This window comes from Enterobacter cancerogenus, assembly GCF_019047785.1.
GTDB classification, from domain to species: Bacteria; Pseudomonadota; Gammaproteobacteria; order Enterobacterales; family Enterobacteriaceae; genus Enterobacter; species Enterobacter cancerogenus.
The window spans coordinates 342,718-357,945 of the sequence record NZ_CP077290.1; the positions used below are offsets into that span (position 1 = coordinate 342,718).

Annotated in this window: 14 protein-coding genes; 3 read left to right on the forward strand and 11 right to left on the reverse strand. The window is 56.8% G+C overall.

The window, feature by feature from the left end; all coding sequences use genetic code 11:
• Positions 1 to 12: 12 nt before the first annotated feature.
• Entirely contained in the window at positions 13 to 561 is a 549-nt protein-coding gene (locus tag I6L58_RS01605; protein ID WP_088209095.1) for a GNAT family N-acetyltransferase, read from the forward strand.
• On the opposite strand, the gene I6L58_RS01610 is transcribed toward I6L58_RS01605, so the two are convergent.
• The 10 genes from I6L58_RS01610 to sad all read right to left on the reverse strand — a co-directional run bounded on the left by I6L58_RS01610 (position 549) and on the right by sad (position 12,033).
• The gene (locus I6L58_RS01610; protein WP_006175268.1) at positions 549 to 1,463 is read right to left on the reverse strand and encodes a bestrophin family protein; all 915 of its coding nucleotides are present in this window, start codon (positions 1,461 to 1,463) and stop codon (positions 549 to 551) included. The genes I6L58_RS01605 and I6L58_RS01610 overlap by 13 nt on opposite strands.
• A gap of 199 nt (positions 1,464 to 1,662) precedes the next feature.
• The gene (locus tag I6L58_RS01615) at positions 1,663 to 3,114 is read right to left on the reverse strand and encodes a tagaturonate reductase (RefSeq protein WP_088209094.1); all 1,452 of its coding nucleotides are present in this window, start codon (positions 3,112 to 3,114) and stop codon (positions 1,663 to 1,665) included.
• 118 nt (positions 3,115 to 3,232) lie between these two features.
• Positions 3,233 to 3,760: a GNAT family N-acetyltransferase gene (locus I6L58_RS01620; protein WP_088209093.1), complete on the reverse strand. Its 528-nt coding sequence runs from the start codon at positions 3,758 to 3,760 to the stop codon at positions 3,233 to 3,235.
• 84 nt (positions 3,761 to 3,844) lie between these two features.
• A complete protein-coding gene (locus I6L58_RS01625; RefSeq protein WP_088209092.1) occupies positions 3,845 to 4,810 on the reverse strand; it encodes a sensor domain-containing diguanylate cyclase in 966 nt (321 codons plus the stop codon).
• A gap of 53 nt (positions 4,811 to 4,863) precedes the next feature.
• Positions 4,864 to 5,856, reverse strand: a complete 993-nt coding sequence (locus I6L58_RS01630) for a sensor domain-containing diguanylate cyclase (protein ID WP_088209091.1) — start codon at positions 5,854 to 5,856, stop codon at positions 4,864 to 4,866.
• 180 nt (positions 5,857 to 6,036) lie between these two features.
• Positions 6,037 to 7,485 (reverse strand): GGDEF domain-containing protein, encoded by a 1,449-nt coding sequence (locus I6L58_RS01635; RefSeq protein WP_088209090.1) that lies wholly within the window; start codon positions 7,483 to 7,485, stop codon positions 6,037 to 6,039.
• A 114-nt stretch (positions 7,486 to 7,599) separates the two neighbouring features.
• Entirely contained in the window at positions 7,600 to 7,956 is a 357-nt protein-coding gene (locus I6L58_RS01640; protein WP_006175259.1) for a DUF4186 domain-containing protein, read from the reverse strand.
• On the reverse strand, positions 7,956 to 8,858 hold the full coding sequence (gene glsB / locus I6L58_RS01645; RefSeq protein ID WP_006175257.1) for a glutaminase B: 903 nt from the start codon (positions 8,856 to 8,858) through the stop codon (positions 7,956 to 7,958). The genes I6L58_RS01640 and glsB overlap by 1 nt, the downstream gene beginning before the upstream one ends.
• Positions 8,859 to 8,944: 86 nt before the next feature.
• Positions 8,945 to 10,534 (reverse strand): methyl-accepting chemotaxis protein, encoded by a 1,590-nt coding sequence (locus I6L58_RS01650; protein WP_088209089.1) that lies wholly within the window; start codon positions 10,532 to 10,534, stop codon positions 8,945 to 8,947.
• A 110-nt stretch (positions 10,535 to 10,644) separates the two neighbouring features.
• Entirely contained in the window at positions 10,645 to 12,033 is a 1,389-nt protein-coding gene (sad, locus tag I6L58_RS01655) for a succinate-semialdehyde dehydrogenase (RefSeq protein ID WP_088209088.1), read from the reverse strand.
• Between the two features lie 101 nt (positions 12,034 to 12,134).
• Here sad and ptrR point away from each other — a divergent pair, with 101 nt between their 5' ends.
• Positions 12,135 to 13,013, forward strand: coding sequence for a putrescine utilization regulator PtrR (gene ptrR / locus I6L58_RS01660; protein WP_006175252.1), 879 nt, complete (start codon positions 12,135 to 12,137; stop codon positions 13,011 to 13,013).
• A 2-nt stretch (positions 13,014 to 13,015) separates the two neighbouring features.
• Here ptrR and I6L58_RS01665 read toward each other — a convergent pair whose 3' ends face one another.
• Positions 13,016 to 13,813, reverse strand: coding sequence for a PhzF family phenazine biosynthesis protein (locus I6L58_RS01665; protein ID WP_088209087.1), 798 nt, complete (start codon positions 13,811 to 13,813; stop codon positions 13,016 to 13,018).
• A 180-nt stretch (positions 13,814 to 13,993) separates the two neighbouring features.
• On the opposite strand from I6L58_RS01665, the gene I6L58_RS01670 reads away from it, so the two are divergent.
• Positions 13,994 to 15,190 (forward strand): sugar transporter, encoded by a 1,197-nt coding sequence (locus tag I6L58_RS01670; protein ID WP_088209086.1) that lies wholly within the window; start codon positions 13,994 to 13,996, stop codon positions 15,188 to 15,190.
• The last annotated feature ends 38 nt before the right edge of the window (positions 15,191 to 15,228 follow it).

Consider the following 15,228-nt stretch of genomic DNA (forward strand, 5'->3'; position numbering starts at 1 on the left):
GGAGAACAGCGGATGACGATACCTATCCTGACGACGCCTCGTTTACTACTTAAGCCCCTGGTTGCTGAAGATGCGCCACAGATCCAACAGCGATACCCGCGCTGGGAGATCGTTCGTTATATGGTTTCATCCGTTCCGTGGCCCTATCCCGATGATGGTGCAGAATATTATGTCAATAACGTCGCTCTGCCTGACATGGACAAAGGGATTGCGTGGTTCTGGAGCATCCGCCGACGCGAAGCCCCGGACGAGCTGATGGGGATCATCTGCTTATACGATGTGGAAGACAATAACCGTGGTTTTTGGCTGGCGCCGGAATTTCAGGGCCAGGGGTACATGCGGGAAGCCAGCATTGCGGCGACGGATTACTGGTTCAATACGCTGAACAAACCGGTGCTCCGTGCGCCGAAAGCGGCCGCCAATAGCCGCTCGCAGCGTATTTCAGCCAGTAGCGGCATGCGGCTTATCCGAACTGAAAAGAAAGCCTACGTCAGCGGCCTGCTGGACTCTGAACTGTGGGAAATCACCCGCGACGAATGGAATGCCCGTTACGTCAGCTGATAGTGTTTATCCGGCATCAGTCGCGCTGGAATGTTCTCTTCATCGTTCATCTGCAACAGGTCGCGTTCCATCATGTTGCAGATGGCGTCCAGCGGCAGATCGTTATCCTCGGTACCGAATGGATCTTCCAGCTCCTCTGCCAGGGTGTCCAGCGAGATAAACGTGTATGAAATCAGCGCCGATACGAAGGGTGTCATGTAGTGCAAATCCACCACCAGGGCGAACGGCAGCATGATGCAGAAGAGATAAACCGTGCGGTGCAAAATCAGCGTATAGGCAAACGGCACGGGCGTGGTGGCAATGCGCTCGCAGCCGGCAAGCACCACGGACATATCGTTAAGTCGATTGTTGAGGCTGTGGAACAAAATGTCTGAGAGCTGCCCTTCCCGACGCCTGACGGCAAGCCATTCCCCCATGATCAGCAAAATGCGGTTTGCCGGAGAGTTTGAGGCCATCACCTTATGCAGATGTTCAGCGGATAAATAGGCTGAAAGCCGATCGGCCTGAGGCTGGCGGCGAAGCGTCATTCTCAGGCAGTGGGCAAACGCAATTTGCAGGCGCACGAATTCCCCGAGATGGGCATCGTCAGGCAAGGTGTTTTTTACCTCGCGAAACAGCGACCGGGCCGCTATCATCAACTGCCCCCAAAGCTGGCGAGCTTCGACGTAGCGCGAATAACAGGCGTTATTTCTGAAACCCAGAAAGATCGCGATAGCCACGCCAAGAATGCTGAACGGTGCCACGGTAAACCTGACGCCGAGCGAGGTATACCAGGGCAGCATCGCGATCACAGTAATCGAAAGCAGGAAGTTAAGCAGCAGGCGGGTATAGATTTTGGGTAAAACGGAACCGTGCCAGACGAAAATGAGTTGTAACCAGTGCTGTTGAGGGCGAACAATCATAGTGAGCTTCAGGAAAGGAAAATGCGCCGCTATTAAACGTGATCCCCGTCACGGTTGCAAGTCTGTTAATAGAACATTGCATTTTCTCTCCTGATAAGCGTAAAGCGCACGGTGCTGATGTTCTTTTTTAAGAACAGGGGTAAATAGTATGTTGTAACTAATATTATAAATTATCCCGGCCGAAGCCGGGACGAGAAGATTAGCAGAGCGGCTTAACGGCAGCGCGCATACCCTGCTCCAGAATGGCATCCAGATCCGTGGCAACCTGCTCTACCAGTCCCGGAACCTGGGTGAGATCGCTTTCCCAGTGTTCGATGACGCTCAGAACCGCAGTCACCAGCGCACGGGTATCGATTTGCTTATCAGTATGCTGTGCCCAGAGCTGCTGATAACGCGTCAACCAGTGAGCATCATCCTGCACCGGATAAACGTCACCGTTACGCTCCGCCCGATAAAACGCCATCAGTGCCGCCAGCGCAAAGGTCAGACGAGCCGGCAGTTTACCGGTGGCCTTCTGCCCCGCCAGCAGCTGCGGCAGAATACGCGTGCGGTATTTGGTCATCCCGTTCAGGGCAATCGACAGCAGTTGATGCTTGATGTACGGATTGCGAAAACGCCCTGTGACGGCGCGGGCAAAGGATTCCAGCTCATCGCGCGGCAGGTCCAGCACCGGGATAATTTCCTCGTAAATGGCCTTTTCCACAAACGCGCAGACGTCCGTGTCGTTCATCGCCTCGCCTACCGTATCCAGCCCCGCCAGGAATGCCACAGGCACCAGCGCGGTGTGCGCCCCGTTGAGGATCGCCACTTTACGCTCTTTATACGGCTTAATGTCGTCCACAATCCTTACGTTAAGCGGGAGCTGGTCCAGACGCAGCTCCCTGGCGAGGGATTCAGGCCCTTGAATAACAAACAGATAGAAATGTTCGGCGGTATCGAGAAACGCGTCGTGATACCCCAGCCCGGCCTCCAGTTCTGCAGCTTCATCACGCGGATAGCCAGTTACGATACGGTCGACCAGCGTGGAGCAGAAGGTGTTGGCTTCGTTTAGCCACTGGATAAAGGCCGCAGGCAGCGCCCACTCATGGGCATAACGCAGCACTAACTCTCGTAACGCATCGCCGTTGTAATCAATCAACTCGCACGGAATGATGACCCAGCCTTTATCCGCCGCCCCGTTAAAGTGGCTGAAACGCTCGTAGAGCAGACGCGTCAGTTTAGCCGGATAGCTAACCGCAGGCGCATCGTCGAACGCATCCCCGGCGTGATAGCTGATCCCCGCTTCGGTGGTGTTCGAGAAAACAAAGCGCATGTACGGATTGTGGGCAAGTTTCAGGAACTGGTCGTACTGGCTGTAGACGCTAATTTCACGGTTAACCGAACGGATAAGGCGTGCATCGCTCACGGCTTCGCCCTGTTCGTTCAATCCGCGAATGATCGTGGTATAGAGACCGTCCTGCGTGCTCAGCGACGGCGGGAAATCGCTCTGAATCGGGCGAACAATCACGATCCCGGAGTTAAGGTCGGTATGTTCATTGAGCAGATCGATTTGCCAGTCGATAAACGCGCGCAGGAAATTACCTTCGCCAAACTGAATGATACGCTCCGGGTAAAGCTCGCCAGGGAAATCACGACGGTTGAGTGTGTTCACGACAGGGTTCCTTTTATGATTAGTCATACAGCCTGATAAGATTGGTCTAATAACTTACCAAAACTTAACGACCATAAACCCTGTTTTGATCAAGGGAGCGAGTGGTTGTAAAAAATAATTACAGGAATTTATAGAACAGCGTGGTGCCGGTCAGTTCACCGTCCGGCATAAGCGCATAGCGTGGGATCTCACCGACTTTTTGCCATCCAGCCCGCAGGTAAAAGTGTTCGGCACCGCTCCCGGTTGCCGTATCCAGCACCAGAACCGAAATCCCTTTGTCCCGCGCCACCTGTTCAAGCGCGTTCATGAGCGCCAGTGCAGCGCCTTTGCGTCGCGCCTTTTCGTGAACCAACAGTTTTGCTACGTCGGCACGGTGGGGTTGGTTTTCAGGCTGATCGGTGATGAGCTGAACCGTCCCGATAAGCTGGCGCTGCTCGTCAAAACAGGCCAGCACGGTACGCTCGCCTCGTGCCACGCTCGCAGCGATATTCAGCCAAAACGCGCGGGCTTTCTCATGGCTAAAGGGCAGCATAAAACTTACCGATGCCCCGCCGTTCACGCAGTTTTCAAGGATGTCGGCCAGCGCATCAAGGTGGGTAAGAAGGGTGTCTCGTGACAAGCTCTGGAGCTGAAGCGGTGCGTTCATGGATTTTCCCTGTGTTGAGTACCGCTTCACTTTGCGGGTCACCTTTGGGCAACGCAACCCCTTCAGCCATAGGCTTTTGTTATGTTATCCCTTCTGGTGACGCTGGCGTTTCATGGCGTACATCTTCTCGTCGGCATTTTTCAGCCACTGCTGCATATCGTTGCCGTGATGATCGAATTCGCTCACGCCCCAGGAAAAATGGAGCGACCATGGGTGCAGCTGACGCGCGTTGTAGTGTTCAACCTTTTCGACAAGATAGTGCATGGCGATCCAGGCCCCCTGTTCGTCGGTATCGGCAAACAGCACCGCAAATTCGTCTCCGCCAAAGCGGACCAGCAGGTCAGCCTCGCGAAAAGAACTTTGCATCAGACGAGCCATCGCCTTAAGAGCCTTATCGCCTTCATCATGCCCAAAGCGATCGTTGATATCCTTAAAGTAATCTAAATCCATCCAGCCCAGGGTCAGTGGCTCTGCCCGCCGTCTGGCGACGGAGAGCGCAAATTCGACAATCTGGTTAAAGCCGCGGCGGTTAAACAGCCCCGTCAGTTCATCCGTGGTTGCCGCGCTGACCGCCGCAAACTCATCTTCCGCCAGCGCGCTTAAATCGCTCAGCACGGCGAGATCCGCCGCGTTAAACTCCCGGGGCGCATAGTCGATAAGACACAGCGAGCCAACGCTTGCCCCGTTACGCAGGCGCAGCGGAAATCCGGCATAGAAGCGCACATTGGGTTCGCCTGCCACCAGCGGATTATCCGCGAAGCGGGGATCCTGAAGCATATCCCCCACCACCAGCGGTTTTTCACCGAGGATAGTATGACCGCAGAAAGAGATGTGGCGCGGTACCACGTCAGGCGCTTTGCCGTCGGCCGACTTGACGATAAGCGAATGCTCATCAATCAGATTAACCATAGCCAGCGGTACCTGGAAAAAGCGCTTCGCCAGCCGCGTCAGGCGATCAAAAGCCGGAGAACGGTCAATATCAAGCAGGCCCGATTCGCGCAGTGCGGCCAGGCGTTCATTTTCATCTGTAGGGGTAGCAGGGGCTTTCATGACATCTCCTTGTGCCTTGCGTTATTAACAGCGTAGCTTAAACCGGCACTTTGTCAGTGCGCGAAGATCCGGTTCTTACCTTCGCGTTTCGCATGATAGAGGGCGCTATCGGCCGCCTGCAGCCAGTCGGTCACGCTTTCCATGTCGCGGGTGGCACAGGCAATGCCGATACTGAGCGTGCAAGGGACCGCTTCCTGAGCCACATCTTTCATCACGGCCGTGGCGTCCATAATGCGCGTGGCGACAACCTGCGCCTCGTCGACGGTGGTATTCGGCAGAAGAATGACAAACTCATCGCCGCCCAGCCGTGCAGGGGTATCCGTCGGGCGCGTGGCCAGATGCAGAATTTCCGACACAGTAGCCAGCATCACGTCCCCGACTTTGTGGCCGTAGCGATCGTTAACGTCCTTGAAATTATCGATATCAATAAACATCAGCGCAGAATCACGGCATGCCTGGCGAAGTTTACTCAGCTCATGCTCAATACGCTTTTCAAGCAGTCGCCGGTTAGCAATATCCAGTAGCGGATCCATCATTGCGATCCGTTCCAGCTCGCGACTTTTGATCCGCAGGCGCAAGGCGATCCCGTCCGTCAGAACGCTCAGGGCGATGATATAGATGGCGATCAGCGGCAAGGTAGCGTAAAGGGTCCGCGAAGAGACCACCGGATTGATGGCCATTCCCTGACTCAGCCAGCTCACCAGAAAAACCGCCAGCATCAGTGCGGCCGCTTTTTTCAGCAGTGTGTAGCTGCCCGCAGAGAGCCGATCGGCTAGCAGAATAGTAGCAATTACCACAGAGGGCAGCGGATTTACCGCCATCATGGCAATCCAGAATCCGCCTGCTCCAGCGTCAAGGACCAGGTTTTGATGTTCAGTCGCCAGGGGGGTCGTTGAATGTCGTGCACGATACCAAGCCACCGTCGGCCAGATAAAGGCGTTAGCCCCCAGCAGGCCAATAAGCCACGGGGGGCGCTGCTGCTCAAGCAATACCGACAGAATGGGGAAAAAGCAGAGAAGCGTACCGAGCATACGCATCAGATACATACGTTTGACAAACCGACGTCCCTGTAAGCGAGGCTTCATGCTGAGAGGGTCGGTTGCATTCATGCTAAGATTTTTCCGATATGTTTCTTGCGGTATCTTATTGAGCTTGAAAATACGTAGCAAGCAATTTATCGGATATTCATTCGCTTTAATACCGCGCGCTACCTAAGGTGGTGACGGTTACGCCTCTTCCGCATCCCGTTCAGCGTCGGCCACAATCGTATCGTCCTGCATACGCGCACTGGTACGATTTCGCCCTGCTTTTTTCGAACGATAGAGATAGTCATCCGCTTCGGTCAGCAGCGTGTTGAAAACCTCGGTCAACGCCCGCGGGTCGGCTTTCCCGCTTCCCAGCCCGATACTGACCGTCAAAAACAACGTCTGCTGACGCCAGGTAAAGGGATGATTGGCGATCGTCAGCCTGATGCGCTCGGCCAGCTCAAAGCCACGTTGCGCATCACCGGTATTGGCCACCACCGCAAACTCCTCTCCGCCCATCCGGGCCACCAGCCCGTCCTCACCGACAACCTGCTGCACCTTCTGCGCAAACGCGGTCAGGATTTTATCGCCGCACTCGTGACCGTAGTTATCATTGATGCTTTTGAAATAATCGATATCCAGCAGCATCACCGTGAGAAAGCGGGAGTGCTTGTGCGTCTCTTCCTGTTTCAGCGCTTCATACAATCCGGAACGGGAATAGACGTGGGTCAGGAAATCATAATCCGCCCGCAATGACACCTGGCGGATCAGCGAGTTAATGGCCGCCACGCTCACGGAGACCATCACCGGACAAATCGCCATTGTCGCAATGCCCTGACGGGCGGAAAACATCATTGGCGTGGAGAGCGGCGCGGCAACGGCAATGTTGATGACGGAGTTCGCCACCAGCACAACTTCTACCGCGCCGGTGATAAAGGTCAGCAGACAGGTGGCCGGAAGCGAGTACCGCACCGCACACCAGATAAGCGCAGGCAGCGGAAAAGCCAGACTCCCTGCTCCGCCAATCACCACGGACGCCGCCACGGAGACCATCAGCGCCAGCACCGGTAACAGTGCCTCCGGCGTCAGGCGTGGGAGTCGCGCCGGCATTGTCACCGTCAGCATACAGGGCACAATTAACACGCCCGTTGAAAACTGCTCGCTAAACCAGTCGGCAAACAGCGGCCAGAAGGTATGACTGTCGATCCCGACCGAGCCTAATGCGCCCAGCAGCGCGCACAGCAAGGCGGCGATCAGACAATAGTTAAACAGCCGCAGCGCGTTGAGCGGATCGGGCGTTTTCTTCATCAGCCGTTTATCCCGCAGCACCAGCACCGCGACGGTGATAATAAACACCATATTCGACAGATTGATAACCAGAGACGCCACGCCCCAGTTGGTCGTCACCGCGTCATATAACAACATCGCGACATACGACACCGCGTAATAATGCAGCCGGTTAAGGTAAGCATAACGCGCAAAGATCCCCGCCATCACGCCGTTGAGCGGCCAGAAAAGGGATAAGGCTTCCACCAGACGCAGCTCAGCACCAATAAAATAGAACAAGGTGGTAAGAGCAAATATCCCTGCCGCGTTACGCAGAGGGCTGTCTGGTGAAAATAGCTTGAAGGACGAGAGTTCAGAACGCATTAAACAGGGATCCATATAATGACGTATGGCAATTATTTGCGGTCATTTTCATGAAGGGAAATAAGTGAATAAGTATCTATAGCACAGATACAACAGGATCATAACTCGTCAAATTTAGGCGTTCATCTCTTTTACCAGCCAGTGATGAATCACGCTCACGACGTACTGCTGCTGTTGCGCAGTCAGTTCCTGCCCCTGCGGTATGGCATGCCACTTTGCCAGACAGCCACGACAGCAGGTGGCCGTCGCATGCTGAGCGATAAACACCGGGTGCCCGCGCATCGGCGTTTGTTTTCCGTCATTCGTTGGCTGGGCAGGAGCCAGGCGCTGCGCGATAAAATCAGCCGCATGCCGATCGATGGTGTCCGGGCCTTTATCCCAGCAGTATTGCCGCTCTTTCGCGCCTAAATGAAAACGCGAGCGGAAGGTTGACCGCGCAAGGCGGGTAAAAAGAGGATCTAACGTCGACATCAGTAAACAGAACGTCCCAGCCGGTGCGTCAGCTTTTCCAGTACCGCCACACCTGCAAGTGAATTCCCCGTCTCATCCAGTTCCGGGCTCCAGACGGCAATCGCCATCTCATGCGGCACAATCGCCACCACCCCGCCGCCCACGCCGGACTTGGCGGGTAACCCCACGCGCCAGGCAAATTCGCCGGCATTTTGATACATACCGCTGGTCGCCATCAGGGCGTTAATCTGCCGGGCCTGCATAGGTGACACCACCTCCTGAGCGAGGTGCGGCGCGTGGCCCTGATGGGCGAGAAATAAAAAGGTCTGCGCCAGCTCAACGCAGCTCATTTTCAGGGCGCAGTAGTGGAAATAGTTTTGCAGAACGGTGGCAACGTCGTTATGAAAATTGCCGAAGGATTTCATCAGCCAGGCAATGGCGGCGTTACGGGCCGAGTGCTCAAACTCAGAGCGGGCCACCACCGGATCGTAGGTAATGTCCTGCACGCCAGAAAGCTGACGGACAATTTCGAGCATCCGCTGACGCGGTGCGCTGAGACGGCTTTGCAGCATATCGCACACCACCAGCGCCCCGGCGTTGATGAACGGATTGCGCGGTTTACCCTGCTCTATCTCAAGCTGCAAAAGCGAGTTGAACGGCTGGCCGGAAGGATCTTTGCCAACGCGCTGCCAGATCTCCTCTTCGTCATACTGGCGCATAGCCGCCACCAGGCTCAGCACTTTTGAGATCGACTGAATAGAGAAACGCTCTTCCGCGTCCCCGGCCTGAAAACGTTGCCCGTCTACGGTGCAGATGGCAATCCCCAGCTTATTACCGTTCACGGACGCCAGCGCCGGGATATAGTCGGCAACGTTACCCTGCCCAATTAACGGGCGAACCTGCGCCAGAATCTCGTCCAGCATCTCATTATGGATGACCGCAGCCACTCTTTGCTCCTTGCCCTCAGGCTAAAACGGGCTGCGAGTATACCAGAGGCTGCGATATTGCGTCAGGCCGGGAGACGAAAACGCGAAACCGCCGTCAGCAGCTGGCCCGACTCCTGATGCAGCCGCGCGGAAGCCTGCGACGCATCGCTGACCAGCAGGTCCGTTTGACGCGAAACGCGATTCAGCGCCTGCAGCTGCCGCGTCATCAGGTGAATACTTTCTCCCTGACTCAGCGTGGCCGAGGAGATATCGCTCAGCAGGCTGCTCAGCGTCGCCACCAGCCCGGTGACCTGCTGCAGGTTATCTTCCAGACGGCTAACGGCTTTTGAACCATCCTCGATGCCCTGCAGAGAGTGATTGATCAGCTCCTGGATGGTTTGCGTGGAATGGCTGCTCTTTCTGGCGAGTAACCCGACCTCTCTCGCCACCACCGCAAACCCGCGTCCCTGGTTGCCCGCGTGCGCGGCTTCGATGGCGGCATTCAGCGCGAGGATGTTGGTCTGAAATGCCACGTTATCGATCATGGCGACGATCCCCCGCATCTCGGCGGATCGGTCGACGATCGCCTGCATGGAGGCATTCACGGTCGACATCATACGATCGCCCCCCGCAGCCGCCTGACGTGCTTCGTCCGCGCGCGAGCTGGCAAGTTTTGCATAGCCTGTATTGCCTTCGACGTGGGTTTCAAGCGTGGCGATATGAGCAGTTACCTCTTCCAGCTCTTTTGCCTGACGCGCTGACTGGTGATACAGCGCCTCGTTGCCCTGTGCCAGGGCGCCAATGTTTTCGACCATTGACGACGTGGCATCGCTGACCTGTGTCACCAGTGCCTGCAAGCCACGCTGCATGGTGCGGATGCTGTCGCTCAGTTGCCCTATCTCCCGGTTAAAGCGCACCACATCCGGCGGCATACCGGACAAATCGCCCGCCGCGAGACGATCGATATGCGCAATTAACCGACGAAGCGGCGTGATGACCCATTTTGCCATCCCAAACCACACGGCAACGGCAATCGTCAGCAGTACCAGCGGCGCAAACAGAAACGCCGTTTGTAGGCCGGAGAGCTGCGCCATTAAGGTTTGCCGCCCCTGCATGGCCTGCTTCTCGCTTGCCTGCTGATAACGGGCGTAGTTGTCGTTGAAATCAGTCTGAAATGCCTGAGCAGGCACGGCAAAAAAAGCGTCGATGGAATGAGTGTCGACCAGCCCGTCGGCCTGCTCTTTGATAGCGCCGTAAAACAGTTGATAGCTGTTCACCAGCGCCTCATCTTTCGGCGGGTTCAGTGCCAGCCAAGCCTGCCAGGCCTGTTGCGACACCGCCAGCGCCTTTTGCGCTTCGTCCATCAGGCTGTGCCAGCTACCCTCAGAGCCTGTCTCTTTGTCCTGCATAAAATAGACGCCGGAACGGTTAAGCAGATCGCTTGCCGCCAGCAGGGAGACGCGGGCTAAATCCAGCTTGCCCTGCTGCTGATAGGCCAGTTGGTTATGCCGTTCGTTGCGCTGAGCGTCTTTTAGCGATGCGCCAAGGAGAATCGAGGAGGAAAGTTGTAATGCCGAGAAGAGTCCAATAATACAAAAAATACCGGCCAGCAGACCAAACTGACGCGGAAAAAGACGCGGCGCAATACGGCGAAAAATTTGCGTTAGGTTCATAATTTTCTTCTGTAACAAAGCGTTAGACGCGTGGCAGTCTACGAGAGGAAAATGACAGAACCATTGCAGAAACATGACAAAGGCCTTCACGCGGAAGGCCTTGAGGGAGGTTAAACGCGATCCTTCCAGACCGTCTGTACATTGCAGAACTCGTGCAAACCGAAGTGAGACAGCTCGCGGCCAAATCCGCTCTTCTTCACGCCGCCGAACGCCACGCGGGCATCGCTGGCGCTATAGCCATTGATGAACACCCCGCCGCACTCCAGCCCTTGAGCGAATTTCTCGGCCTGCTCTGGGTTTGCGGTAAACACCGTGGCGGATAGGCCAAAGTCGCTGTCGTTGGCAAGTGCGAGGGCATGTTCCGCATCTTTTGCCACCGTAATGGCGGCCACCGGGCCAAACAGCTCCTGGCGAAAAGCCGTCATTTCAGGCGTCACGTTACCCAGTACGGTTGGCGCATAGTAGTTCCCCTTCCCGGCAACCTTCTCACCGCCCAGCAGCAGGGTTGCCCCTTCGGCTAACGTTGCCTGCACCTGCTGATGCAGTTCATCACGCAGGTCGTAGCGGGCCATCGGGCCAAGGTAGTTTTCTTCGTGATCCGGTGCGCCCATTTTCAGCGCCGCGGTAGCCTGCACGAAACGTTCGGTAAAGCGATCGGCAATGCCCTCTTCGACGATAAAACGCTTCGCCGCCGCACATACCTGCCCGGTGTTCTGGTAACGTCCGGCCACCGCCGCCTTGACCGCCAGATCCAGATCCGCGTCGTTTAATACAATGAAAGGATCGGAACCGCCGAGTTCAAGCACGCATTTTTTCAGCGCGGCCCCCGCCTGAGCACCAATAGCTGCCCCCGCACGCACGCTGCCGGTCACGGTGATAGCCGCAATGCGGCGATCGTTAATCGCCTGGCTCACGCCTTCGTTGGTAGCATTAACCCAGCCAAACACCCCTTCAGGGAAATCGGCCTCGGTGAAGATCTGCGCAATCAGCTGCGCCGAGCCGAGCACGTTGGGTGCGTGCTTGAGCAGATAACTGTTGCCCGCCAGCAGGACAGGCACCGCGCCGCGCAGCACCTGCCAGAGCGGGAAGTTCCAGGGCATGACCGCCAGAATCGGCCCCAGCGGACGGTACTCAATCACCGCGTTGTTATTTTCGACCTGGGTGGCTTCCGTACTTAGCATCGCCGGGCCGTGTTCGGCGTACCAGTCACAGAGGCCAGCAGACTTGGCCACCTCAGCACGCGCCTGCAGGATGGGTTTGCCCATCTCACGGGACATCATCTGCGCCATCTCTTCCGCACGGTTACGCAGCGTCGCACCGAGGTCGCGCAGTTTTTGCGCGCGGTGCGCCACGCTTTCATTGCGCCACTGACGAAAACCGCTATCGGCCAGCGCAATGGCGTGCTGGACCTCGTCGGACGTTGCCCACGGATAAGCGGCCAGGGTTTCGCCTGTCGCCGGGTTTACAGAGAGTGCGTGTGTTGCAGGGGAATGCGTCATGATGTTCTCCACGTATTATAAGAGTTGATTCAGTGTGGCCCGATCTGCTATTTCTTAAAAATGAATAATATTGACCACCTTATTCACGAATCGAGAATGCTATGGACCTGACCCAGCTTGAAATGTTTAACGCCGTCGCGCAGACCGGCAGCATCACCCAGGCGGCGCAAAAAGTGCATCGCGTTCCCTCAAACCTGACGACCCGCATTCGTCAGCTTGAGGCCGATCTTGGCGTTGAGCTGTTTATCCGTGAAAACCAGCGTCTGCGTTTATCCCCCGCCGGGCACAACTTTCTGCGCTACAGCAAGCAGATCCTCGCGCTGGTTGACGAGGCGCGCATGGTTGTCGCCGGGGATGAACCGCAGGGATTGTTTGCCCTTGGCGCGCTGGAAAGCACCGCCGCCGTTCGCATTCCGGAAAGCCTGGCGCAGTTTAACCAGCGCTATCCGCGCATACAGTTTGCCCTCTCGACCGGCCCGTCCGGGACCATGATCGACGGCGTGCTGGAAGGGACGCTGAGCGCCGCGTTTGTCGACGGCCCGCTCTCCCATCCTGAACTGGAAGGGATGCCGGTGTACCGGGAAGAGATGATGCTGGTGACACCCGCGGGACACGATGTCGTCTCCCGCGCCGCGCAGGTAAACGGCAGCGACGTCTACGCCTTTCGCGCCAACTGCTCGTATCGCCGACATCTGGAAAGCTGGTTTCATGCAGACCGGGCGATGCCAGGGCGCATCCATGAGATGGAGTCTTATCACGGAATGCTGGCCTGCGTGATTGCGGGCGCAGGCATTGCGCTGATGCCCCGCTCAATGCTGCAGAGCATGCCGGGACATCATCAGGTGGAGGCGTGGCCGCTGGCGGAAAACTGGCGCTGGCTGACAACGTGGCTGGTGTGGCGGCGCGGCGCAATGACGCGCCAGCTTGAAGCCTTTATCGCCCTGCTAAATGAGCGCGAGTTGCCCGCGCCCGCAGGCTGATATCAAGACTGGCGGAGGAATATTTTTCCTTTAAGATACAGCGTGGCCTGGCCGCTAATCAGTACGCGATCGCCGATCAGTTCACAGCGCAAATCCCCGCCACGGGCTGAAACCTGGCGAGCATTAAGCCGGGTTTTCGCCACTTTTTCGCTCCAGTAGGGAATCAACATACAGTGGGTGGACCCCGTCACCGGATCCTCCGGCACCCCTTCCCCCGGGCAGAAAAAGCGGCTGACGAAATCGTACTGCTCACCGGGCGCGGTGACGCAAACCATCTTATCCAGCGGGAGCATCGCCGGTATGTCGGGTGTAAGCTCTTCCACCTGCTGCTGGCTGTCGAGTACCACCAGATAATCCCGCCCCAGGCGCACCTCTTTCGCCCCGCTGATGCCCAGCGCGCTGAACAGTGCTGCCGGTGGCTGGTCGACGGCCTCAGTCGACCACGCCGGGAAATTGAGCGTCAGCCAGTCGCCGTTGCGTTTAACCGTCAGGTTGCCGACAAAGCGGGTTGAAAAGGTAATTTCCGTCTGTGGGTAGTCCAGGTATTCAAAAATGACGTGGGACGCCGCCAGCGTAGCATGACCACAAAGGTTAATTTCAGACTGTGTGGTGAACCAGCGCAGCTCGAAGCCCTCGTCGGTGCGCACGAAAAACGCCGTTTCGGACTGGTTATGCTGTTGCGCCATTTTGAGCAGCGTCTCGTCCGCGAGCCACGCTTCCAGTGGACATACCGCTGCCGCGTTGCCGCCAAACGCCGTGTCGCTAAAGGCATCTACCAGATAAAAATCAATTTCCTGCATTGTTTTACCGCCTGTAATCGCTGTGCTGACCTTTATCTTCAGGGAAAACAGTGCGCTCCGCTACCGCTCTCCGCCGGTAAATTTTGCGATCTGCGTCACATAATGGTTGAGTTTTCGCCGTTGAACGCTTTAAGATCGTCTCTTCTCTTCTCTTCTTTGCAACCAATCCCAGACGCTTCTATGACAACGAACACTGTTTCCCGCAAGGTCGCGTGGCTACGTGTGGTCACGCTCGCTATTGCCGCATTCATCTTTAACACCACTGAATTTGTCCCCGTGGGGCTGCTCTCTGACATTGCCCAAAGTTTCCGGATGGAAACAGCGCAGGTGGGGATTATGCTCACTATCTACGCGTGGGTGGTGGCCCTGATGTCATTGCCCTTTATGCTGCTGACCAGCCAGATGGAGCGGCGCAAGCTGTTAATCGGCCTGTTTGTGGTGTTCATCGCCAGCCATGTGCTGTCGTTTATGGCATGGAACTTCACGGTGCTGGTGATAAGCCGCGTCGGGATTGCGTTTGCGCATGCGGTGTTCTGGTCAATTACCGCCTCGCTGGCCATTCGCCTCGCCCCTGCGGGTAAACGCGCTCAGGCGTTGAGCCTGATTGCTACCGGCACCGCGCTGGCGATGGTGCTCGGGCTGCCTATCGGGCGCATCGTGGGGCAATATTTCGGCTGGCGCACGACGTTTTTCGCTATCGGCATGGGCGCGCTGATCACCCTTATCTGCCTCGTCAAGCTGCTGCCAAAACTGCCCAGCGAGCATTCTGGCTCGCTGAAAAGCCTGCCGCTGCTGATCCGCCGCCCGGCGCTGATGAGTATTTATCTGTTAACCGTGATTGTAGTGACGGCCCATTACACGGCCTACAGCTACATTGAGCCGTTTGTACAGGTCGTGGCGGGCTTTAGCGCGAACTTTGCCACCATCCTGCTGCTGATTCTGGGCGGCGCGGGCATCATCGGTAGTATTCTGTTCGGGAAGCTCGGTAATCAGCATGCGTCGACCCTGGTGAGCAGTGCAATCGGGCTGTTGCTGGCCTGTCTGCTCCTGCTCATGCCTGCGGCAGCAAGTGAAAACCACCTCGCGATCCTCAGCCTGTTCTGGGGCGTTGCCATCATGATTATCGGGCTGGGTATGCAGGTAAAGGTGCTCGCGCTGGCACCGGATGCCACCGACGTGGCGATGTCGCTGTTCTCGGGCATCTTCAACCTGGGGATCGGCGCGGGTGCGCTGGTGGGAAATCAGATCAGCCTGCACGTTTCGATGTCGGCCATCGGCTACCTGGGCGCGATCCCGGCAGCGATAGCGCTGGTGTGGTCGGTACTTATCTTCCGCAAATGGCCGGTGGCGCTGGAGGAACGGGTGAATAACGGCTAAAGCGTTTGCCGGGTGGCGCTGCGCTTACCCGGCCTACA